At 69.8% G+C, this 21,550-nt stretch carries 22 protein-coding genes; 11 read left to right on the top strand and 11 right to left on the bottom strand.

All coding sequences use genetic code 11. From position 1 onward, the window contains the following. The 3 genes from Q7P21_RS09665 to Q7P21_RS09655 all read left to right on the top strand — a co-directional run. Positions 1 to 198: ArsR/SmtB family transcription factor (locus tag Q7P21_RS09665; RefSeq protein ID WP_369695339.1), on the top strand; the 198-nt coding region annotated here is incomplete at its 5' end. 11 nt (positions 199 to 209) lie between these two features. Next, positions 210 to 728, top strand: coding sequence for an arsenate reductase ArsC (locus Q7P21_RS09660; protein ID WP_304176914.1), 519 nt, complete (start codon positions 210 to 212; stop codon positions 726 to 728). Further along, the gene (locus Q7P21_RS09655; protein ID WP_304176910.1) at positions 725 to 1,399 is read left to right on the top strand and encodes an MIP/aquaporin family protein; all 675 of its coding nucleotides are present in this window, start codon (positions 725 to 727) and stop codon (positions 1,397 to 1,399) included. Before Q7P21_RS09660 ends, Q7P21_RS09655 begins: the two co-directional genes overlap by 4 nt. Here Q7P21_RS09655 and Q7P21_RS09650 read toward each other — a convergent pair. From Q7P21_RS09650 to Q7P21_RS09640, 3 genes are all read right to left on the bottom strand, one after another. Then, complete coding sequence (locus tag Q7P21_RS09650; protein WP_304167641.1) at positions 1,396 to 2,460, bottom strand: sensor histidine kinase; 1,065 nt, start codon at positions 2,458 to 2,460, stop codon at positions 1,396 to 1,398. The genes Q7P21_RS09655 and Q7P21_RS09650 overlap by 4 nt on opposite strands. Before the next feature lie 151 nt (positions 2,461 to 2,611). Further along, positions 2,612 to 4,183, bottom strand: coding sequence for a methyl-accepting chemotaxis protein (locus Q7P21_RS09645; protein WP_304167644.1), 1,572 nt, complete (start codon positions 4,181 to 4,183; stop codon positions 2,612 to 2,614). A 456-nt stretch (positions 4,184 to 4,639) separates the two neighbouring features. Then, the gene (locus Q7P21_RS09640) at positions 4,640 to 5,302 is read right to left on the bottom strand and encodes a hypothetical protein (RefSeq protein ID WP_304167647.1); all 663 of its coding nucleotides are present in this window, start codon (positions 5,300 to 5,302) and stop codon (positions 4,640 to 4,642) included. Between the two features lie 45 nt (positions 5,303 to 5,347). On the opposite strand from Q7P21_RS09640, the gene Q7P21_RS09635 reads away from it, so the two are divergent. From Q7P21_RS09635 to Q7P21_RS09625, 3 genes are all read left to right on the top strand, one after another. Next, complete coding sequence (locus tag Q7P21_RS09635) at positions 5,348 to 6,247, top strand: CPBP family intramembrane glutamic endopeptidase (protein ID WP_304176907.1); 900 nt, start codon at positions 5,348 to 5,350, stop codon at positions 6,245 to 6,247. A gap of 79 nt (positions 6,248 to 6,326) precedes the next feature. After that, positions 6,327 to 8,240, top strand: coding sequence for a pyrroloquinoline quinone-dependent dehydrogenase (locus Q7P21_RS09630; protein WP_304167652.1), 1,914 nt, complete (start codon positions 6,327 to 6,329; stop codon positions 8,238 to 8,240). A 77-nt stretch (positions 8,241 to 8,317) separates the two neighbouring features. Beyond that, positions 8,318 to 9,574, top strand: a complete 1,257-nt coding sequence (locus Q7P21_RS09625) for a dicarboxylate/amino acid:cation symporter (protein ID WP_304176905.1) — start codon at positions 8,318 to 8,320, stop codon at positions 9,572 to 9,574. Positions 9,575 to 9,613: 39 nt separating this feature from the next. On the opposite strand, the gene Q7P21_RS09620 is transcribed toward Q7P21_RS09625, so the two are convergent. From Q7P21_RS09620 to timA, 3 genes are all read right to left on the bottom strand, one after another. Further along, on the bottom strand, positions 9,614 to 10,135 hold the full coding sequence (locus Q7P21_RS09620) for a Smr/MutS family protein (RefSeq protein WP_304167658.1): 522 nt from the start codon (positions 10,133 to 10,135) through the stop codon (positions 9,614 to 9,616). Continuing rightward, the gene (locus Q7P21_RS09615) at positions 10,132 to 11,352 is read right to left on the bottom strand and encodes an MltA domain-containing protein (protein ID WP_304176902.1); all 1,221 of its coding nucleotides are present in this window, start codon (positions 11,350 to 11,352) and stop codon (positions 10,132 to 10,134) included. Before Q7P21_RS09615 ends, Q7P21_RS09620 begins: the two co-directional genes overlap by 4 nt. 68 nt (positions 11,353 to 11,420) lie before the next feature. Next, complete coding sequence (gene timA / locus Q7P21_RS09610) at positions 11,421 to 12,035, bottom strand: TIM44-related membrane protein TimA (RefSeq protein ID WP_304176899.1); 615 nt, start codon at positions 12,033 to 12,035, stop codon at positions 11,421 to 11,423. A 172-nt stretch (positions 12,036 to 12,207) separates the two neighbouring features. On the opposite strand from timA, the gene secB reads away from it, so the two are divergent. Continuing rightward, positions 12,208 to 12,714, top strand: coding sequence for a protein-export chaperone SecB (gene secB / locus Q7P21_RS09605; RefSeq protein WP_304167667.1), 507 nt, complete (start codon positions 12,208 to 12,210; stop codon positions 12,712 to 12,714). A gap of 152 nt (positions 12,715 to 12,866) precedes the next feature. Here secB and dnaQ read toward each other — a convergent pair whose 3' ends face one another. The 5 genes from dnaQ to Q7P21_RS09580 form a co-directional block, all read right to left on the bottom strand. After that, positions 12,867 to 13,574: a DNA polymerase III subunit epsilon gene (gene dnaQ / locus Q7P21_RS09600; RefSeq protein WP_304167670.1), complete on the bottom strand. Its 708-nt coding sequence runs from the start codon at positions 13,572 to 13,574 to the stop codon at positions 12,867 to 12,869. A 102-nt stretch (positions 13,575 to 13,676) separates the two neighbouring features. After that, positions 13,677 to 14,291 (bottom strand): dephospho-CoA kinase, encoded by a 615-nt coding sequence (coaE, locus tag Q7P21_RS09595; RefSeq protein WP_304167692.1) that lies wholly within the window; start codon positions 14,289 to 14,291, stop codon positions 13,677 to 13,679. Between the two features lie 150 nt (positions 14,292 to 14,441). Next, entirely contained in the window at positions 14,442 to 15,290 is an 849-nt protein-coding gene (aroE, locus tag Q7P21_RS09590; protein ID WP_304176897.1) for a shikimate dehydrogenase, read from the bottom strand. Continuing rightward, entirely contained in the window at positions 15,287 to 15,877 is a 591-nt protein-coding gene (locus tag Q7P21_RS09585; RefSeq protein ID WP_304167676.1) for a nucleoside triphosphate pyrophosphatase, read from the bottom strand. The genes aroE and Q7P21_RS09585 overlap by 4 nt, the downstream gene beginning before the upstream one ends. Beyond that, the gene (locus Q7P21_RS09580; RefSeq protein WP_304167679.1) at positions 15,874 to 16,722 is read right to left on the bottom strand and encodes a pyruvate, water dikinase regulatory protein; all 849 of its coding nucleotides are present in this window, start codon (positions 16,720 to 16,722) and stop codon (positions 15,874 to 15,876) included. The genes Q7P21_RS09585 and Q7P21_RS09580 overlap by 4 nt, the downstream gene beginning before the upstream one ends. A gap of 520 nt (positions 16,723 to 17,242) precedes the next feature. Here Q7P21_RS09580 and hemE point away from each other — a divergent pair. The 4 genes from hemE to rho form a co-directional block, all read left to right on the top strand. Continuing rightward, a complete protein-coding gene (hemE, locus tag Q7P21_RS09575; RefSeq protein ID WP_304167681.1) occupies positions 17,243 to 18,274 on the top strand; it encodes a uroporphyrinogen decarboxylase in 1,032 nt (343 codons plus the stop codon). Beyond that, positions 18,271 to 19,311, top strand: coding sequence for a ferrochelatase (gene hemH, locus Q7P21_RS09570; protein WP_304176894.1), 1,041 nt, complete (start codon positions 18,271 to 18,273; stop codon positions 19,309 to 19,311). Before hemE ends, hemH begins: the two co-directional genes overlap by 4 nt. After that, positions 19,308 to 19,766, top strand: coding sequence for a CopD family protein (locus tag Q7P21_RS09565; protein WP_304167687.1), 459 nt, complete (start codon positions 19,308 to 19,310; stop codon positions 19,764 to 19,766). Before hemH ends, Q7P21_RS09565 begins: the two co-directional genes overlap by 4 nt. Before the next feature lie 385 nt (positions 19,767 to 20,151). Next, on the top strand, positions 20,152 to 21,550 hold a 1,399-nt coding region (rho, locus tag Q7P21_RS09560; protein ID WP_304176891.1), incomplete at its 3' end, for a transcription termination factor Rho.

The following is a 21,550-nucleotide window of genomic DNA, read 5'->3' as shown; positions in this document are numbered from 1 at the left end:
ACCCAGCTGGCCATCCTCACCCGCGCCGGCCTGATCCGGTCGCGGCGGGAGAGCCGCTCGGTGATCTATTCCGCCGACTACGACCAGATCGGCGGGCTCATCGGCTTCCTGATGCAAGACTGCTGTCAGGGCCGGCCGGAGGTCTGCGGACCCCTGCTGGCGATGAGCGCCGCCGCCTGCGCGCCCGCCTGCTGCTAGGACCCGCCGCCATGAGCGCCTTCAATGTCCTGTTCCTCTGCACCGGCAATTCGGCCCGCTCGATCCTGGCCGAGGCGATCCTCAATGAGCTGGGGGCCGGCAAGTTCGTGGGCTATTCCGCCGGCTCCATGCCGCGCGGCGAGGTCAATCCCCACGCCCTGGCCCTGCTGACCAAGCTCGGCCTGCCCACCGCCGGCCTGCGGTCCAAGCCCTGGGATGAATTCGCCGCCCCCGGCGCGCCGGACCTGCACTTCGTGATCACCGTCTGCGACAACGCCGCCGGCGAAGTCTGTCCCATCTGGCCCGGCCAGCCGATGACCGCCCATTGGGGCCTGCCCGACCCGGCCGAGGCCACGGGATCGGAGGCGCAGGTCGCCCTGGCCTTCGCCGAGACCTATCGCATGCTGCGCCAGCGCATCTCGGCCTTCGCGGCCCTGCCGATCGCCAGCCTCGACCAGCTGGCCCTCAAGCGGCGGATGGACGAGATCGGCCTTGGGGCCGAGAGCCTGGCCGGCGCCTCGGCCTCGTGACCGGGTTCAGCTTCGGACGCCGCCTCGCCAGCGAGGGCCTGGGAACCGCCCTGCTGCTGGCGGTGGTGGTCGGCTCCGGGATCATGGGCCAGAGGCTGTCGGGCGGGAACGACGCCCTGGCCCTCTTGGGCAATACGCTGTCGACCGGCGCGGCCCTGGTGGTGCTGATCACCCTGTTCGGCCCGATCTCCGGCGCCCAGTTCAACCCGGCCGTGACCCTGGCCCTGCTGGCGCGGCGCGAGATCACGCCCGGGACTGCGCTCGCCTATATCGCCGCCCAGGTCGCGGGCGCGGTGCTGGGGGTCTGGATCGCCCACGCCATGTTCGCCGAGCCGATCCTCCAGGTCTCGACCAAGCTGCGGGCGGGGCCTTCGCAGATGTTCGCCGAGGCGGTGGCGACCTTCGGCCTGATCGGGACGATATTGGGCGTCAATCGCTTCCGGCCCGATTTCACGGCCGTGGCGGTGGGGCTCTACATCACCTCGGCCTATTGGTTCACCGCCTCGACCTCGTTCGCCAATCCGGCGGTGACCCTGGCGCGGGCCCTGACCGACAGTTTCGCGGGCATAGCCCCGGCCTCGGCCCCGGGCTTCATCCTGGGGCAGCTGGTCGGGCTGGGCGCTGGGGTGGCGGTGTTCGGCTGGCTGCTGGCGTCCGACGCCGAAGCTTAGACCGCGGGCGTCCCGGCGCAGGTCACGGCCACGCGCGCGCCCGGGCCGGCGTCGGTGTGGATCACCACGGCGTCGAGCTGCTGGGCCAGGGCCTCGATCACGCTGGTGCCCAGGCCGATGCGGGTCGGGGCGCCCGCCGGGGGCCGGCCCACGCCGTCGTCGGTGACCGACAGGGTCCAACCCTGATCCGGGACGCCGTCCGCCCCCAGGGCGTAGCCGACCACGATGCGACCGGCGCCGCCCTCGGGAAAGGCGTGCTTCAGGGCGTTGATCACCAGCTCGGTGACGATCAGCCCCAGGCTGACCGCCTCATGCGAACTGACCGTGGCGGGATCGGCCTCGACCACCAGGGCCAGGTCGCGGCCCTGGGTGATCATCGAGGCGCCCAGGCTTTCGCAGAGCTTGACCAGATAGGCGCCCACCTCCACCACCCCCAGCCGCGACTGCAGGTGCTGTTGCACGGCGGCGACCGAGAGCACCCGGTCATGGGCGTCGCGCAGGTGCTGGCGGCTTTCCTCGGAACTCACCGCTCGGGCCTTGAGCATCAGCACGCTGGCGATGATCTGCAGGCTGTTGGCGATCCGGTGCTGCATTTCCAGGAGCAGGATGTCGCGCTCGCGCAGCAGCTCGTCCTTCTCCAGCAAGAGGGCGATGTTGAGGCTCTCGATCCGCCGCGCCTCGGTGACGTCGTGCACGGTCAAAAGGATGCGGCCCAGGGGGCCGGCGGCCGGGATGACATTGCAGGCGTTGAGCACCAGCCGGCGCGGGGGCCGGCCCATGCGGACCAGATCGGTCTCGCAGCCGGCGATTTCGACGCCGCTGACACTCGCATCGACCAGCAGCTGGCGCACCGCAGGAAGGTTCCACTCGCCCGCGCCCAGACCCGCCAGGTCGCGGCCCACCACCGCCGTCGAAGCCAGGTCGAAGGTCTGGCAGAAGGCCGGCGAGGCGCGGACGACCTTGAGGTCGCCGTCGAACAGCAGCAGCGGCAGGAGGGCCGTGTCGATCAGGGCGCGGGCGAGACTGAGCGCCGCGTCGGGGTGATCGGCTATGGCGTCCATGGTCGAGGCTCCCGCCGCCGCGCGCCAGGAACGGCCTACGGTCGTGCACCTCGCGGGACGTCCCCACCGAAAGGTCAGGCGTCACCCTATCACGGCGGGGCCCCCAAGGTGGGGAATTCGCGACGCCGCTTCCGCCGCCGCCGTGGCCGGCCTAGAAATCCTGCCAGTCCGAGCTCGGGGCCGCAGCTGCGGCGCGACCGCCGCCGCCGCGCGCGGCGACGCGGGCCGGGGCGCGACCCGTGTTGCGTTCCGGTGGCGTCCAGGCCCGGGCCGCCAGCTTGAAGCTGGCCACCAGTTCGGCGAGGCGCTGGGTCTCGCCCTTCAGGGAATGGGTGGCGGCGGTGGCCTGCTCGACCATGGCCGCGTTCTGCTGGGTCACCTGGTCCATCTGGCTGATCGCCACATTGACCTCGGCCAGGCCGCCCGACTGTTCGCCGGCGGTGCGGGCGATGTCGGCGATCAGCTGGTCCATCTCCACCACGCTGGTGGTGATCCGCTGCAGGGCCTCGCCGGTCTGGCCGACCAGCTGCACCCCGGTCGTAACCTGGTTGCTCGCCGCGCTGATCAGCGACTTGATGTCCTTGGCCGCATCGGCCGAGCGCTGGGCCAGCGCCCGCACCTCGGAGGCGACGACCGCGAAGCCCTTGCCGGCTTCGCCCGCCCGGGCCGCCTCGACCCCGGCGTTCAGGGCCAGCAGGTTGGTCTGGAAGGCGATCTCGTCGATCACCCCGATGATCGAGCCGATCTGCTTGGAGTTCTCCTCGATGGCGTCCATGGCCACCACCGTGTCGCGGACCACGCTCTGGGACTGATCGGCCTCGAGGCGGGTCTTGGAGGCGACGGTCGAGGCCTGCTTGGCGTCACCGGCCATGCGCTTGACGCTGCCGGTCAGTTCGGTGAGCGCCGCGGTGGTCTCTTCCAGGCTGGCGGCCTGGTGCTCGGTGCGGTGGGACAGGTCGTCGGAGGCCTGGGAGATCTCGTCGGCGCCGACCTGGATGCCGGACGCCGCCTCGGCCACCCCGGTCATGGCCTCGGCCAGCCGCGCCACCGTGCGGTTGAAGTCGGTCTTCAGCTTGTCGAACTCCGGCGCCACGGCCGCGTCGAAGCTGACGGTCAGGTCGCCATTGGCCAGCCGGTCCAGGGACTTGGCCAGGGCGTCCATGGCGTGGTTCTGGTTGTCCTGGGCGATCTGGCGCTCGGCCTCCGCCGCCTGGCGCTTTTCCTCCAGCACGTCGAGATAGATCGATATGGCCAGGTCCATGTCGAGCATGGCGGCCTTGACCAGCACGCTGAGGTCCTCGGCCGCAGCCTTGGCGCCCGTGCGCCCGCCCATCAGGCGCTTGGGCCAGCGATCCTCGACCACCGCGTGGATGAACTGCTCCGTCACCCGGGCATAGCCGCCGATGTACCAGCGCGGCTCCAGGCCCAGCCGGGCGTGGGTCGAGCCGATGGCCCGGACGCCCTTCACATAGGCCGGACCATATTCGCCGGCGGTGATGGTCTGCCAGTGATCGGCCTGCTTCTGCTTGGCGTGGGAGATGTGGCTCTCGTCGCGGAACATCGCCCGCATTTCCGGCGCCGTCCGCACCTTGCCATAGAAGACATCCAGCGCCGGCCCGACCGCGGCGTTGACCAGGGGCTTGAGCTTTCGCAGCCGGTCCTGCTCGGCGCGGCCGAGGCCAATGAAATCAAGCCGTTGGGAAAGCGTCTGGTCCGCGTCCATGGGGGGCCCCCGAGTTCGGTCAAAGGCCAATACTGACCTTTCGAAGAAGCCATCGGAATAGGATTTGAAGGTTAACGCGGCCCTAATCCCCTGGTTGCCGGTACCCCCAATTCGAGTACTCGATGCCCAGCACGCCTACCATATTGATCCAGATCAAGACGGGTGTCGGTCGTCCGATGGCCCGTCTATTGAAATACCGCAGGCATGAACAGCATGACTTCGGATTTTCCAGCGTAAAGACGCATAACACAAGGGTTCATTGCTACGCTTGCACAAGCAGACCCCAGATCCAGGCGGTCTAGGTCTCCCGGGTCAGAAGGGTTAGACCTTTGGCGGGTCGGGGCGCCTCCCCCAAATTGGGGGAATGACGGTGGACATGGCTCGGTCCGCCAAAGACCCGGTCGTTCTGATCTCAAATACACCATCGAGTTGTGGCGGACTGTCGCAGGGATCAGGTCAGAACGGCCACCAGCTGTGGAACCAAGCGAGAATCCTCAGCCAGAGCTGGCCGAACATCCCCTGGGCCTGGGCGACCGGCGACCTGGGCGGCTCCGGGACGAACCAGGAGGGGGCGGCGGGCGGGGCGCAGTTCATGCGCATGCCCACGCCCTTGAGATAGCCCCGCCGGACCTCACCGGCCCGGGTGGCGGCCGCCACCTTCTTGTCGTGGCGCGCGGCGCCGGTCAGCTTGCGGATCCAGCCTCTGAACGGCAGCACGCTGCGGGTCTGGTCGCGGACCTCGGCCACCCCGGCGTCCTTGATCGCCCCGCCGGCCTTCTGCAGCCTGGTGCGATGGTCGGGCGGCGGCGCCTCGTCGAGGTCCGGGCCCAGCGCCCCGTCCAGCCGGCCGATCTCCTCGGCCAGCCCCTCGCAGCGCTTCAGACCCTCGAGGTCATAGGGCGCGGCGGCGGCGCGGACCAGGACATCGGGAATGCCCTTCTGCTTGAGGTTCAAGTCCTCCAGCGGGGCGAGCGCCGCGTCGCGGAAGCTGTCCTTCTGCTGCATGACGCCTCGGTCGGGAGACCGTTCCGGCGTGTCCTGGGCATGGGCGGGCGCCCCGGTCCAGAGCAGACCGGCGGCGAGGATGAGCGAAACGGGGCGGGCTGGGGCGCGGCGCATGGCCAAGCATAGCGGGGCGGACCGGCGCAGGCTAACCTCCTGGTGATGATCCCGCTTCCCGATCTGGGCCCTACCCCGTTCCTGGCCGCCCTTGGCCCCCGCGACCGATCCTGGCCCCGCGTGGCGGCCATGGCCGGGGGCGGGCTGGCGCTTGCCTTCATCCTGGGCCTGGCCATGACCTTCGCGGCGATGGAGGCGCTCAGCGCCGCCGGGATCGACCTGATCAATCCAGTCTTCCATGAGCCCCAGCTGATCCGCGCCTCCGGCTATGTGCTGGAGCTCAGCCTGGCCCTGGGGGCCGCCGCGCTTGGCGTGCTGATCGCGGCGCGGGGCGTGTTCGGCCGGCCGATCCGCAGCTGGATCACCGCCGCCCCTCGGTTCCGCTGGCGCCAGCTGGCCCTGGGCTTCGGCCTGGCCTTCATCGGCGTCGCCCTGGTCTCCCAGGCGGTGGGGGTGTTCAAGGGCGGATCGCTCACCGCCGACGCCCCCATCCTCGCCGCCGCCGAGCCCCTGGGCCGGCGCCTGATCTATCTCGCCGCCAACGCCCTGGGCTTCCTGCTCGCCGCCTGGGCCGAGGAGGCGGTGTTCCGCGGCTATGTGCTGCAACAGGTGGCCGCCCTGACCCGGCGTCCCTATGCGGCCCTGTGGATCTCCGGCCTGCTGTTCGCCCTGGTCCATGCGGAGTTCAGCCCCTATGCGCTCGCCGCCCGCACCATCATCGGCGCGGCCTTCGCCTGGACGGCCCTGCGGCTTGGCGGCCTGGAATTCGCCATCGGCGCCCATCTGGCCAACAACCTGATGATCGCCCTGTTCGGCGCCCCCATGCTGCCCGGGACCTCGGCCGATCCGGGCGACGCCCTGGGCGTGGCCACCGAGACCTTGATGGCGCTCTATCTGGCGGTCTGCGCCGAGCTGATCCGCCGGCGCGCGCCGCGCCCGGCCTGACCCGCCGCTCGTCCCGCCCGGGCCGCCGCTTGTCCCAGAGGCTTTGCGCCTCGACGCGGGCCGGGGCTTTGTCGCCGGCATGACCCAGCGCCTCATCCCCCTCGCCGCCGCGGCCCTGATCGCCGCCGCCCCCATGACATCGGCCCATTCGGAGGCGCCCGGCTGGGCCCACTATGGCGGCGACGCCGGCGGGACCCGCTATTCCGGGGCCGCCCAGATCAATGTCGGCAATGTCAGCCGCCTGAAGCCGGCCTGGAGCTTTTCGACCGGCGAGCTCGCCCTGCGCGGCGCAGCCCTGAAGCGGGCGGCCTTCGAGGTCACCCCGATCCTGGCCGGCGGGCGGCTCTATCTCTGCTCGCCGTTCAACGCCGCCTTCGCCCTCGACCCCGCCACCGGCCGCAAGGTCTGGGGCTTCGATCCGAAGATCGATCCCAGCCTGCACTATCCCAACAGCTACAATTGCCGGGGCCTGACCTGGTGGCGCGATCCGGCCCGGGCCCCGGGCGCCCCCTGCGCCGAGCGGGTCTTCATGGCCACCAATGACCGCCGGCTGTTCGCGCTCGACGCCGCCACCGGCCGGCCCTGCGCCGGCTTCGGCCAGGCCGGGGTGGTGGACGCCATGCCAGGGGTCAGCCTGTCGCGGCCCGGCAGCGCCCAGATCACCTCCCCGCCGGTGGTGATCGCTGGCGTGGTGATCACCGGCTCCTCCATCGACGACAACCAGCGCGAGGTGGAGACCTCCGGCGCGGTGCACGCCTTCGACGCGGTCACCGGCGCCCCGCGCTGGAGCTTCGATCCCCTGGCCGGAGCCGGCCCCAAGGTGCATGCCGGCGCCGCCAATGTCTGGGCGCCGATGTCCATCGACGAGGCGCGCGGCCTGGTCTTCCTGCCGACCTCCAGCCCCAGCCCCGATTTCTATGGCGCGGCGCGGCCGGGGAATGACGGCCACGCCAATTCCGTGGTCGCCCTGCACGCCGCCACCGGCCAGCTGGCCTGGGCGTTCCAGACCACCCACCACGATGTCTGGGACTATGATGTGCCGGCCCAGCCGACCCTGGCCACCGTCACCTATCAGGGGCGCACCGTGCCGGCGGTGATCCAGACCACCAAGCAGGGGCTGATCTTCACCCTCGACCGCGAGACCGGCCAGCCGATCATTCCGGTGGTCGAGCGCCCGGTTCCCCAGGGCGGGGCGATCGGCGAACAGCTGTCGCCGACCCAGCCCTTCCCCATAGCGCCCGCGCCGCTCGCCCCCAGCCGTATCAAGGCCGCCGACGCCTTCGGGATCACGCCCTGGGAGCGCCAGGCCTGCGCCGACCAGATCAAGGGCGCCCGCAACGAGGGGCTCTACACCCCGCCCAGCCCCGAGGGGACCATCCTCTATCCGTTCACCGGCGGCGGCTCGAACTGGGGCGGGATCGCCTTCGATCCCGGCCTCGACGTGGTGTTCGTCAACACCTCCAGCGCCATGCACAAGGTGACCCTGATCCCCCGCGCGGACTTCGCCGCCGAGCGCGCCGCCCATCCCGACCTGGAAGTCAGCCCGGCGGCCGGCGCCCCGTTCGGCATGAAGCGCGAACTGCTGCGCTCGCCGCTCGGCCTGCCCTGCAATCCGCCGCCCTGGGGCGAGCTGTCGGCCGTCGACCTGCATGAGGGCAAGGTCCTGTGGAAGGTCCCGCTGGGCACCACCCGCGACCTCGCCCCCGGCTCCCAGCTGTTGCTGCGCGGCTCGGGCACGCCCAATTTCGGCGGCCCCATCGTCACCGCCGGCGGGCTGGTCTTCATCGGCGCGGCCATGGACGACTATCTGCGCGCCTTCGAGGCCCGCACCGGCCGCGAACTGTGGAAAGGCCGGCTGCCGGCCGGGGGCCAGGCCACGCCCATGACCTATGTCTGGCAAGGCCGGCAATATGTCGTCATCGCCGCCGGCGGCCACGCCAAGTCGGAAACCAAGCGCGGCGACCAGATCGTGGCCTTCGCCCTGCCGCAATAGTCACCATTGGCCGAGCGGAGCCCACGGGCGAAAACTTAGGCTGGTCAGGAGGAAACTTCGCCCTAAGTCTAGGGCCCATGAATTCTCTCACGATCCGCATCCTGGCCGGCCTGCTGCTCGGCCTCGCCCTGGGCGCCACACTGGGCGCCGTCCATCCCGCCTTCCAGGCCCAGCTGGTCGGCTATGCCGGCGCGCTCGGCGGGGTCTGGCTCGACGCGCTTAGGATGACCATCATTCCCCTGGTCTTCTCCCTGCTGGTGGTCGGCGTGGCCCAGGCGGCGGGGACGGTCCAGACCGGGGGGCTCGCGGCCCGGGCCCTGATCACCTTCGCGGTGGTGCTGCTCACCGCCACGACGCTCACCGCCATCGTCGCCCCGGCCCTGCTCAACGCCTGGCCCGCCCCGGCCGCCGCCGCCGAGGGCCTGCGTCGCGCCGCCCAGGGCGCCGCCGCCGGCATCCCCCCGGTGCCGCCGCTCGGGGACTGGCTGAAGTCCTTCGTGCCTTCCAATCCGATCAAGGCCGCCGCCGACGGGGCCATCGCCTCGATCTGCGTCTTCGCCCTGACCTTCGGCCTCGCCGCCAGCCGGCTGAACGAGACCCGCCGCGCCCATCTGTTCGAGCTGTTCGACGCCGTCCAGGCGACCATGATGGTGATCGTCGGCTGGGTGCTGGCCATCGCCCCGATCGGGGTCTTCTTCCTGGCCCTGGTGGTCGGGGCCCAGACCGGCTTCGGCGCGGTGGGGGTCCTGGGTCACTATGTGATCATCGTCAGCCTGATGTGCCTGATGGCCGGCGCCTTCGGCCTGGTCATGGCGGTGGTCGGCGGTCGCGTGCCTATCGGCCGGCTGATCACGGCCCTGATCCCGGTCGAGGCCATGGCGGTCTCGACCCAGTCGTCCCTGGCCTGCCTGCCGGTGATGCTGGAGGCGACCCAGCAGATCGGGGTCAGCCCGCGGGTGCGCGGGGTGGTCATGCCCATGGCCGTGGCGGTGTTCCGCCTGACCAGTCCCCCCGGCAACCTGGCCGTCGCCATCTATGTCGCCCACATCTACGGCATCCATCTCGACCCCGGCCGCCTGGCCATCGGGGTGGTGGTGGCCAGCCTGGTCAGCCTGGCGACCGTGGGGGTGGCGAGCTCCGTCACCTTCTTCACCACCCTGGTGCCGATCTCCATGGCCATGGGCCTGCCCATGGACCTCCTGCCGCTGCTGCTGGCGGTGGAGACCCTGCCGGACTTCTCGCGCACCGTCGGCAATGTCACCGCCCATGTCGGCGTCACCGCCTGGGCCAATCGCTGGGGCAAGGGCGGGGTGGCGGACGCGGATCCGGCCTGATCCGCCCATCTCCTCGCTGCTCCCCGCTGGGGGAGGAGCCTATCCTCGCGGTCGGCGCTTCAGGGCTACATAGAGCGCGCCGGCGCCGCCGTGCTGGCGGTGGGCTTCCGAGACCCCGGCGACCATGTCGCGCAAGGCCGGGGCGGCCAGCCATTCCGGCGTGGCGCGGCGCAGGATCCCGTCGCCGCGCACGCCCTTGCCGGTGATCACCAGCACGGCGCGGTGGCCCTCGTCCCAATTGCGGCGGATGAAGCCTTCCAGCGCCGCTCGCGCCCGGTCCTGGGTCAGGCCGTGCAGGTCGATGCGCGCCCCGATCTCCTCGCGCTCCTTGGCGATGCGGTGCCTGCGTCCCGGTTCGATCGGGTCAAGCACGGGGGTCCGCGCATTGCGGGGCGCGGGCCGGTCCGGCGGCGGAATGCGGGCGGCCGGGGCGTTGGGATCGATCGGCGGCGCCGGGGGATCGGTCGCGGTCCTGGGCAGGGCGCGGCCCGGCAGGGGATGGACCGTCTGGGCCACCATCGACCACAGCCTCAGCTCCTCGGCCCGGATCGGCCGCTTCATGGCCGCGGCACGAGCCGGTGCAGGCGAAGCGTATGGCGCACGCGACCGGCCTCGGTCCCGGCGGCCGGGCCCTGGCCCAGATAGAGGTCGGCGCGGATATCGCCCTTGATGGCCCCGCCGACGTCGAGGGCCGTGACCAGCCGGCGATAGGTCGGAAAGGCGCCGGTCAGGATCGGGGCGGTGGCGTCCAGATAGAAGAGCTCGCCCATGTTGTGGCGGCTGGCGTCCATCGCCACCGCGCGACCGGCCGGCAGCGGCAGGCCTGCGGCCCCGATCGGCGGCTGGCCGTCATCGGGGGCCAGACGGAAGAAGGCGTAGCGGGGATTGAGCCGCATCACCGACTGGGCCTCGTCGCCGCGATGGTCGGCGAGCCAGGCGCGGATCGATTCGCCGGAAATCTTGTCCGCCGCGAGCAACCCCTTGTCGCGCATCAGATTGGCCACGCCGACGAAGGGCCGGCCATTGGTGGCGGAGAACAGGGCCTTGATCCGGCTGCCGTCCTCATAGGTCAAGAGGCCCGATCCCTGGATCTGCAGGAAGAACAGGTCCTCCGGCCGCATCCAGGCCAGGGCGTCCGGCGGTCCCGAGGTCTCGATCCAGGCGCGGTCCGGATAGGGGCCCAGGCTGCCGTCAGCCAGGCGCCGCATCGGGTCCTTGCCGGCGGGTCCGCCCAGCACCAGATCGGCGGGTCGCGGCCGCACGGGGGCGGAGAAATCCGCGTCGGGAACTTTGCGGGCTGGATATTCCGGCGCGAAATAGGCGGTCAGCACCCCTTCGCCGACGATCCGTTCGGGGCGGAAATTGTCCTCGAAGAAGGCCCGCGCCTGGGGCTCGGCCAAGTTGTCGGTGGAGCGCGCCCGGCGACAGACCGTGGCGGCCGCAGGGTCATGGGCGGCGCCGCACACCGCGCGATAGGCGGCGAAGGCGGCGGCGTGGTCCTCGGCGTCCCAGCCCGGCAGGTCGGCGAAGCTCTCCGGCTGGACCTGCTCGACCGGCGCCGGCGCGGGCGTTGGTCCGGGTGTCGGTCCGGGTGTGACATGCGGCGGAGCGGTGGCGCAGGCGGCGAGGAAGAGGGTGAGGCCCAGGGCGGCGGCCAGAGACCTCCCCTTCTCCCCTTGCGGGAGAAGGTGGCGGCGAAGCCGACGGATGAGGGGTCTTGCTCCCCTGTCCGGCGGCCCGGCGACACCACAGCCTGAAAGGTCCGAGAAACCCCTCATCCGACCTGGCTCCGCCAGGCCACCTTCTCCCGCAAGGGGAGAAGGATTCAGCATCGCTCCCACCCGCCTCACGCCTCGGCGGGGTCGACGCGGATCAGGATCCAGTTGGGGTCGCGGCTCTTCAGATTGCGCTCGAAGGTCCAGAGCTCGGCCGTGCGGCGATCCTCGACGCTCTCGCCTTCCGGGCCTTTGCCGCGGCTGCGGAACTCGGCCAGGAAACGCACGGTCAGGCGGGCCAGGTCCCCGACCATGTCGGCCTTTTCCAGGTCGGCGCGGGGGCTGTGGGTGAACTCGACGCTCTCGGTCCGGCCCTCGGTCTCCCGCTGGGCGATGGCGGCCTCGAAGCCCTCCATCACCGGCGCGGCCAGCAGCGGCTTCAGGACGGCGCGGTCGCCGGCGGCGAAGCTGCGCACGATGGTCTCATAGGCCTGGCGCGAGCCCTGCAGGAAATGGGTGATGTCGAAGCCCGGGTCGCGGGCCTTGACCGCCGCGAGGCCCGACAGGGTGACGCCGCCCTGGGCGGGGTCCTCCAGGGGCCGGTCGGCGAGACGGGCGGCGGCGGCCACGGCCTCGGGGGCGGCGTCCTCCGGCTGGCGGCCGACACGGCGACCCAGCACCGAATAGAGCTGGAACAGCACCACAGCGGCCAGACCGGCGAAGATGATCAGTTGGAGGACTTGCAATCGGCTATCGGGGCTCGCAGGGAGACGTGGGATTAATATAGAACGTCGGGGCTGTCGCGTAAGGTCCGGACGGACATGAGGCGAGATTGCATAGACGGGGTCGCCATGATAGCAGCCCCGCCCACAAACAGGGCGTGAACAGACGCTCAAGTCAGACGGATTTTCCTTTCAGATGAGCGATATCGACCCGGCGGCGGCCGCGAACGGTTTGGGTAACGGTCAGGCTCCGGCCGAACCCGGCATCCGCGTCCTGGCCCAGTTCATCCGCGACCTGTCCTTTGAGAACCCCCGGGCGCCGGAAGCGTTGCGCGCCGGGGCCACCCAGCCGCAAATCGACATGGGCGTCGAGATGAACGCCCGTGGGCGTGATGACGGCTTCTTCGAGGTCGACCTCAAGCTCTCGGCCCGCGCCACCCGCGAGGACGGCCCGGTGTTCCACATCGAGCTGCTCTATGGCGGCGTCTTCCAGATCGAGGGCGTGAACCCCGATGACCTGGAGCCGGTGCTGCTGATCGAGTGCCCGCGCTTCCTGTTCCCCTTTGCGCGCCGGGTGATCGCCGACGTCACCTCGGACGGCGGCTTCCCGCCCTTCCTGCTCGACCCGATCGACTTCGCCGGCGTCTATGCGGCCCGCAAGGCCCAGGCCGATGGCGGCGGTGTCGTGGTCGGCAACGCTTAAGCCTTTCTTCTCCCTCGCCCGCGCAGCGGGAGAGGGTTGGGGTGAGGGCTCTTTCGGTATCGACGCCGCGAATGCGCGCGCCGCGAAGACCCTTCGCTCCGCTTCGGGCCCCTCACCCTACCCTCTCCCCAAGCGGGGCGAGGGTTTGAGGCCTAAAGCCCGTGCTTCTTCCAGAGCGTGTCGTTCTTCATCACCTCGAGGATGAAGCTCGCATGGCGGGCGCGTTCCTCTTCGGTGGAGCGCCGGGCCAGGGGGCGCGGCCGGGCGGCATAGGCATTGTCGCCGCGCGCGCCGACATATTGGATCTTGCTCTGTTCGGCGACCAGCTCGAGCCCGCGCTCGCGGCCGCCCTTGAGCTCCAGATAGACCGCAGCCAGCAGGCGGGCGTCGATCAAGGCGCCGTGCTTTTCCCGCTCCGACAACGAGATCTTGTAGCGCTTGCACAGCGCGTCCAGGGAGTTGTGCATCCCCGGGAACCGCTTCTTGGCCATGGCCAGGGTGTCGATCCAGCGGCCTTCCGGCAGGATGTCGAGCCCGACCTGGGCCAGCTCGTGATTGACGAAGGCGCGGTCGAAGCTGGCGTTGTGGGCGATGATCGGCGCGTCGCCGACGAAGGCCAGGAAGGCCTGGCTGATCTGGGGTTCCGCGAACTTCGGCTTGCCCTTCAAGAACGCCGCCGACAGGCCGTGGACCTTCTCGGCCTCGGGGGGCATGTCGCGCTCAGGGTCGATATAGACGTGGAAGGTCCGCCCGGTGGGCAGGAACTCCTCGATCTCCAGCGCCGCCAGTTCGACCAGGCGGTGGCCCAGCTGCGGCTCGAAGCCGGTGGTCTCGGTGTCGAGGACGATCTCGCGGGCCATGGAGATTTCTTGGCGCGATTGGCCGCCCGGTTCAAGCTGCCCGCGACGATACGCACAGGCAAGCGCTGAGGTGTTCCCTCTGCCGCCTGGCGGGAGAGGGTTCTATTTCGCCTTCGCTGGCCGCCGGGCCGGGTCGCGCAGGATGGCGATGATCTCGGCGACCTGGGCGCGGGCGTGGTCGAGGCCCTGGCCGGTGTCGACCACGAACTGGGCGCGGGCGCGCTTCTCGGCGTCCGGGGTCTGGCGCTTGAGAATGTCGTCGAGGCGGGCTTCGGTCATGCCATCCCGGGCCAGCACCCGCTCGCGCTGCAGGGGCGCCGGCGCCGAGGCCACCACCACCGCCTCGACATTGGCGTGGCCGCCGGTCTCGAACAGCAGCGGGATGTCCAGCACCACCATGTCGGCGCCCGCCGCCTTGGCGCGCTCGAAGAAGCCGATCCGGTCGCGACCCACCAACGGATGGACGATGGAATTCAGCGTCGCCATGGCCGCGTCGTCGCCCAGCACGCGCTGGCGCAGGGCCTCGCGGTCGACGGCGCCGTCGCGGGTCACCCCGGGAAAGGCGGCTTCCAGGGGCTCTACCGCCGCACCGCCCTGCACATAGAGCTCGGCCACGGCGGCGTCGGCGTCATAGACCGGGATCCCCGCGTCGCGGAACATCGCCGCGGTGGTCGACTTGCCCATGCCGATGGAGCCGGTCAGGCCAATGATCATCATGTCTCGGTCCATCCCCGTCGCGCTCCTCTTACCTTCTCCCCTTGCGGGAGAAGGTGGCCTGGCGGAGCCAGGTCGGATGAGGGGTGCGCGCGCAAGCGCGCCCACTCACCTTGGTCGTCCCCTCTCCCGCAAGGGGAGAGGGCTATCTTCTTAAAGTCCCAGTGTGGTGATCGCCAAGGCGCGGACATCGACCTGCGCCGGCGGTGGCTGCCCGTAGAAAGCCTCGAAGGAAGGGACCGCCTGGCCGATCAGCATGGCCAGGCCATCGACCGTCGGCCGGCCCAGCGCCCGGGCCTGGGCCAGGAACGGGGTGATCAGCGGCTTATAGACCATGTCCATCACCACACAGGCGTCGGGCGTGGCCTCCAGCGGCACGTCCAGGGCCGCGCCGTCGGCGAGACCGGCCGAGGTGGCGTTGACCAGGGCCTGGATTCCTCGGAACGCCGCGGAGACCTCATCGAGGCCGTAGGCCGAGATCGCGCCGCCCAGGCTGTCGGCGATCGCCTGGGCCTTGGCCTTGGTGCGGTTGACGATGCGGATGTCGGGGCAGCCGGCCTGGGCGAAGGCCGCAGCCGCGCCGCGCGCGCCGCCGCCTGCCCCCAGCAGGGTCACGGCGCCCGCTCGGGGATCAAAACCGGGCGACTGCTCGGCGAAGGCGGCCAGGAGGCCGAGCCCGTCGGTGTTGTCGGCGAACAGGGTCCCGTCGGCGCGGAACACCAGCACATTGGCCGCCTGGGCCGCCGTCGCCCGGGCGCTGGCCTGGTCCGCCGCCGCCAGGGCCTCGCCCTTGAACGGCAGGGTGACGTTCACGCCCGCCACCGAGCCGCCGCGCAGGCCCTCGACAAAGGCCGCGAAGCGGCCGTTCGCAATGGCGAAGGGGACATAGACCGCGTCCAGCCCCGCCTGGGCGATCCAGGCGTTGTGCAGCACCGGGCTCATGGAGTGGGCGATCGGCTGGCCGACCACGCCGGCGACGCGGGTTCGTCCGGAGAGGCTCATCGCGCCACCTCGCCATGGTTGCGGAGCAATTCCAGCAGACCCATCAGCGGCAGGCCGAGGATGGTGAAATAGTCGCCCTCGATCTTCGAGAACAGCTGGGCGCCGGGTCCCTCCAGCCGATAGCAGCCGACCGAGCCCAGGGCGTCTTCGCCCTCGAGCGCCAGGTAGTCCTCCAGGAACTGATCCGAGAAGTCGCGCATGGTCAGGGTCGCCGAGACCAGCTCGCGCCAGATCGGCGCCCCGTCGCGGGCCACCACCACGGCGGAGTGCAGCCGGTGCGGCTTGGCGCGCAGCATCCTCAGCCGCGCGCGGGCCTCATCCAGGGTCTCGGCCTTGTCATAGAGTCCGCCTTCGAACTCCAGGGTCTGGTCGGCCCCGATGACGAGGCCGGTACGGCCTCGCGAGATTTTCACGGCCTTCAGCTCGGCCAGGGCCTCGGCGATGGCCCGGGCGTCCTGGCCCTGCGCCAACAGGGCGGTCTTGACGCTGTCCTCGTCGACGCCGGACACCGCCGTCTCGAAGGCGACCCCCGCGCCTTTCAGCACCGCCGTCCGCGCCGTGCTCTTCGAGGCCAGGATCACGCTCACCCCATCACCTCCACCGAGCCATGACCCCCATGCAGCAGGTTCAGCACCGAGGCGGCGGTCTCCTCGACGCTGCGGCGGGTCACGTCGATCACCGGCCAGCCCATCCGCTCATAGAGCCGGCGCGCCTGGACAATCTCGTCGCGCACCGCCTCGATGTCGATATAGGTCGACTCCCGGTTCTCCTTCATGCTCAGCAGCCGGTTGCGACGGATCTGGATCAGCCGGTCGGGCGAGATCGACAGGCCGACGATCAGGGCGTTGCGCAGGGTGTAGAGCTTCTCTGGGATCGGCCGGCCCGGGACCAGCGGCACATTGGCCGCCCGGATGCCCCGGTGGGCCAGATAGATGCTGGTCGGCGTCTTCGAGGTCCGCGACACCCCCACCAGCACCACATCGGCCTGGTCGAGATCCTGTCCGCCCTGGCCGTCGTCGTGGCCGATGGCGTAGTTCAAGGCGTCCATGCGGTTGAAATAGTCGTTGTCGAGCGCGTGCTGCACCCCCACGCGGCGGGTGAGCGAAGCGCCCAGATAGCGCGAGAGAGACGAGACCAGCGGGTCCAGGGCGGCGATGCAGCTCATGTCCAGCTTGCGGCAGCCGTCCTCCAGCGCCGCGCGCAGGCCGTCATCGACGATGGTGTGGATCACCACCCCGGGCGCCGCCTCGATATCGGTCAAGGCCCGCTCCAGCTGGCGGGGCGAGCGGACCAGGGCGTAGATGTGCTCGATCGGCAATACGTTCTCGAACCGGGCGCAGACCGCGCGGGCCATGGCGTTCAGGGTCTCGCCGGTGGAGTCGGAGACCAGGTGCACATGGAAATAGGTGGCGAAGCGCGGGGTGGTGGTCATGGGGCTCGGACGCGCGCCTTTCGCGAAACGGTCGTCGCTCAGGAATATTCCTGGGGACGAAACAGTCGACATCTTCTTAGCGAAGCCCGTGGCGATTGGGGAGAACCCGAGGCCCTGGGACCGCACGATCAATCACGGGGATGAAAGCGGCCTCCAGCCCACCCGGCGTCCCCGGTTCGCGACGGACCCGGCGTGGCTGTGAAGAGGTTAATAGAGGGTTAATGAGCTGGGCCATGTCGTCCCTGCGGCGGCGCCCCTTGGGGTTAATGAAAGGTTAAGGCCCACGATCGGTTTAGCGGCTGTCCCCGTTTTCCACAGCCGGTGGATCACCAGGGCGGACAGGACTGGGACAGCCTGGGGACGGGACCCGGGCAACCCTTGTCGAGCTGGGGTTTGCCCCCACGATTCCCAGCCCCTGCCCCTACCCCCTCTGAAAAACATATTCAGTCTTATAGGGAAGAAGGCTTGGCGGGCGCGGGGCGCTCTTGAGCCCGACGGGCTAAGGCGGTTTAAGGACGCCATGAGCGATCTGGTGAAACCGAAGCTGCTTCGCGCCCTGGCCGGCGAAACCCTGGCCCGGCCTCCGGTCTGGTTCATGCGCCAGGCGGGCCGGTCCCTGCCCGAGTACAAGGCCTTGCGGGAAAAGGCCGGAGACTTCCTGTCCCTCTGCTTCAATCCGGAGATGGCGGCGGAGGTGACCCTGCAGCCCATGCGCCGCTTCCCCCTGGATGCGGCCATCGTCTTCGCCGACATCCTCTTGATCCCCCAGGCCCTGGGCCAGACGGTCTGGTTCGAGGCGGGCGAAGGGCCAAGGCTCGCCGAACTGCCCGACATCGCCGCCATGGCCGACCAGGTCGAGGCCTCCACCGGTCGCCTGGCCAGCATTGGCGAGACCCTGTCGCGCGTCCGGGCGGAGCTGGAGCCGGAGCGGGCCCTGATCGGTTTCGCCGGGGCGCCCTGGACCGTCGCCACCTATATGATCGAGGGCCGGGGTTCGAACCGCGAGCACGCGCGGCTCTGGGCCTATCAGAACCCCGACAAGCTCGACGCCCTGCTGGATGTGCTGGTCGACTCCACCGCCCGCTACCTGGTCATGCAGGCCAAGGCCGGCGCCCAGGCGCTCAAGCTGTTCGAGAGCTGGGCGGAAGGCCTGGCCGAGGACATGTTCGAGCGCATCGTCATCCGGCCGCACACCGCGATCATTGAGAAGGTCCGGGCCGCCGGAATCGACACCCCGTTCATCGGCTTCCCGCGCGGGGCCGGCGCCCTGGTCGCCAACTATGCCGCCAAGGTCCCGGTCCAGGCCGTGGGGCTCGACACCCAGGCCCCCCTGGCGCTGGGTCGCCAGATCCAGGCCGGCGGCAAGACCATCCAGGGCGCCCTCGACAATCTGTTGCTGTTGTCAGGCGGCGCGGCGCTGGACGCCCGGATCGACGCTCTGATCGAGGCCTGGAACCAGGGGCCCTACATCTTCAACCTCGGCCATGGGGTCCTGCCCGCGACCCCGATCGAGAACCTCGATCGCGCCATCCGCCGCGTGGTCGGCGCATGAGCAAGCTGGCGGTCGTGGTCTTCAACCTTGGCGGCCCGGACGGCCCCGAGGCGGTGCGGCCCTTCCTCTACAATCTGTTCAAGGATCCGGCGATCATCCCGGTCCCGGCGATCCTGCGCTATCCACTGGCGGCCCTGATCTCGTCGCGGCGGGAAAAGCCGGCCCAGGCCAATTATGCGATCATGGGCGGCGGCTCGCCCCTGCTGCCGGAGACCCGGGCCCAGGCCCAGGCGCTGGAGGGGGCCCTGAACCTGGCCGAGCCGGGGCGTGAGGCGCGGGTGTTCATCGCCATGCGCTATTGGAAACCCTTCGCCGACCAGACCGCTGCCGAGGTCACAGCCTTCGCGCCGGACGAGATTGTGCTCCTGCCGCTCTATCCGCAATATTCGACCACCACCTCGGCCTCGTCGCTGAAGGACTGGGCGGCGAACTACAAGGGTCCCGGGCGCACCCGCACCGTCTGCTGCTATCCTACCGCGCAGGGGCTGATCGCCGCCCATGTCGGCCAGATCGCGGCGACCTGGGCCAAGGCCGGGGAGCCGGCCAATGTGCGCCTGCTGTTCTCCGCCCACGGCCTGCCGGAAAAGGTCATCGCCGGCGGCGATCCCTACCAGGCCCAGATCGAGGCCACGGCGGCGGCCGTCGCCGCCCGCCTGCCGCAACTCGCCGACTGGAAGGTCTGCTATCAGAGCCGGGTTGGTCCCATGAAATGGCTGGGTCCTTCCACCGACGACGAGATCCGGCGCGCGGGCGCGGAGGGCAAGGGCGTGTTGATCACCCCGATCGCCTTCGTCTCCGAGCATGTGGAGACCCTGGTCGAGCTGGACCACGAATATGCCGAGATCGCCCACCAGGTCGGTTGTGCGCCCTATCTCCGCGCCCCGGCGGTCGGCGTTGACGAGGCCTTCATCGGCGCCTTGAAACAGGCTGTCGACCACGCCCTGCCCCGGGCCGGTGGCGCCGCGCCGCTGGGCGCCTGGCTCTGCCCGGCCGGCTATGGCCAATGCGCCAAACGTCTAGAAGGGACGCTTGCATGAACTGGTATGATCTGGTCCGCGGCCTGCACATCATCGCGGTGATCGCCTGGATGTCGGGCATGATGTACCTGCCCCGGCTCTATGCCTACCACACCGAGACGGCCCCTCCCGGCAGCGAGTTCGACGCCCACTTCCAGGTCTGGGAAGCCAAGCTGCTGCGGATCATCATCAATCCGGCGATGATCATCGCCTTCATCTTCGGCCTGGCGCTCATATACATAGACGCGACCCAGATCCGGGGCGGCTACGGCTTCCTGCTCAAGCCCTGGATGCTGACCAAGCTGGCCGGGGTGGTCTTCCTGCTCGGCTGGCACGGGTTCCTGGCCGGAGCCCGCAAGAAGCTGGCGGCGGGCGAGCGACCCAGGACCGGCAAGTTCTGGCGCGCCACCAACGAACTCCCCTTCCTCGCCGCCGCCATCATGGTCATCGCCGTGACCACCGAGTTCGGGAACTAGACCCCGCCCGTTCCTCGCCCCGCTTGCGGGGAGAGGCTAGGTGAGGGGCGACTCGCGGAGCGAGACGTCTTGGGCCGAAAGTCCCCTCACCCAACCCTCTCCCGAGGGAGAGGGCTTTGCGGCGCTAGACACCACCACCCTTGACCCACGCCCGCCAACGTGGTTCCGCTGATCCCACGTGGTTCGCTGGCGTTTCGCCGTGGCCCACGCCCCGCCTCCTTCCGGCGCCGCGCGCTCCCTCAAAGGGACGCCGCCGTGGCCCGGCCCCAAAAGATCCATAAGACGGTTTCCGCGATCAGATGATCCGAAGGCCGTTCGAAGAGTTTCAAGCTTGGCGTTCCGTCCCGGGTCTCCGGGGCGCGAGCGTCTTATGACGAGTAAGACCATGTCCGAAGACACCCCCCACACCCTCGGCGACGACCTGAACGCTGACGCCCTGGCCGAAGAGGCCGCCGCCGAAGCCCAGGCCAATGAGGCCGACGGCGACGACGAGGACGGTCAGTCCTCCGAGGTCAAGGCCGCCATCGCCGCCATGGGCCTGACCCGCATGTCGCTCCAGGCGCTGAAGGACAAGTCGCCCGCCGACCTGCTCTCCTTCGCCGAGACCCTGGAGATCGAGAACGCCAATTCCATGCGCAAGCAGGACATGATGTTCGCGATCCTCAAGACCCTGGCCGAGGAGGGGATCGAGATCTCCGGCTCCGGCACGCTTGAGGTGCTGCCCGACGGCTTCGGCTTCCTGCGCTCGCCGGAAGCCAACTACCTGCCCGGTCCCGACGACATCTATGTCAGCCCCTCGCAGATCCGGAAGTTCGGCCTGCGCACCGGCGACACGGTGGACGGCGGCATCCGCGCGCCCCGCGAGGGCGAGCGCTATTTCGCCCTCGTGAAGGTCGACCTGACCAATTTCGAGAACCCCGAGAACGTCCGCCACAAGGTGCTGTTCGACAACCTGACCCCGCTCTATCCGGATGAGCGGCTGAAGATGGAGCTCGACGATCCGACCATCAAGGATCGTTCCGGCCGGGTCATCGACATCGTCGCCCCGCTCGGCAAGGGCCAGCGCTGCCTGATCACCGCCCCGCCCCGGGTCGGCAAGACGGTGATGCTGCAGAACATCGCCAAGTCGATCGAGACCAATCACCCGGAGATCTATCTGATCGTGCTGCTCATCGACGAGCGGCCGGAAGAAGTCACCGACATGCGCCGCACCGTGCGCGGCGAAGTGGTCTCCTCCACCTTCGACGAACCGGCGACCCGCCACGTGCAGGTGGCCGAGATGGTCATCGAGAAGGCCAAGCGCCTGGTCGAGCACAAGCGCGACGTGGTCATCCTGCTGGACTCCGTCACCCGCCTGGGCCGCGCCTACAACACCGTGGTCCCGTCCTCGGGCAAGGTGCTGACCGGCGGTGTCGACGCCAACGCCCTGCAGCGCCCCAAGCGCTTCTTCGGCGCGGCGCGCAATATCGAGGAAGGCGGCTCGCTGACCATCATCGCCACCGCCCTGATCGACACCGGCTCGCGCATGGACGAGGTGATCTTCGAAGAGTTCAAGGGCACCGGTAACTCGGAAATCGTGCTCGACCGGAAAGTGGCTGACAAGCGCGTCTATCCGGCCATCGACGTGATCAAGTCCGGCACCCGCAAGGAAGAGCTGATCACGCCCAAGGACATCCTGCAGAAGACCTATGTCCTGCGTCGCATCCTGAACCCCATGGGTCCGCAGGACGCCATCGAGTTCCTCATCGACAAGCTGCGCCAGACCAAGAACAACGCGGAATTCT

This window comes from Phenylobacterium aquaticum (assembly GCF_947378715.1).
Taxonomy (GTDB): Bacteria; Pseudomonadota; Alphaproteobacteria; order Caulobacterales; family Caulobacteraceae; genus Phenylobacterium; species Phenylobacterium aquaticum_A.
This window is presented reverse-complemented; position numbering and strand designations above follow the sequence as displayed.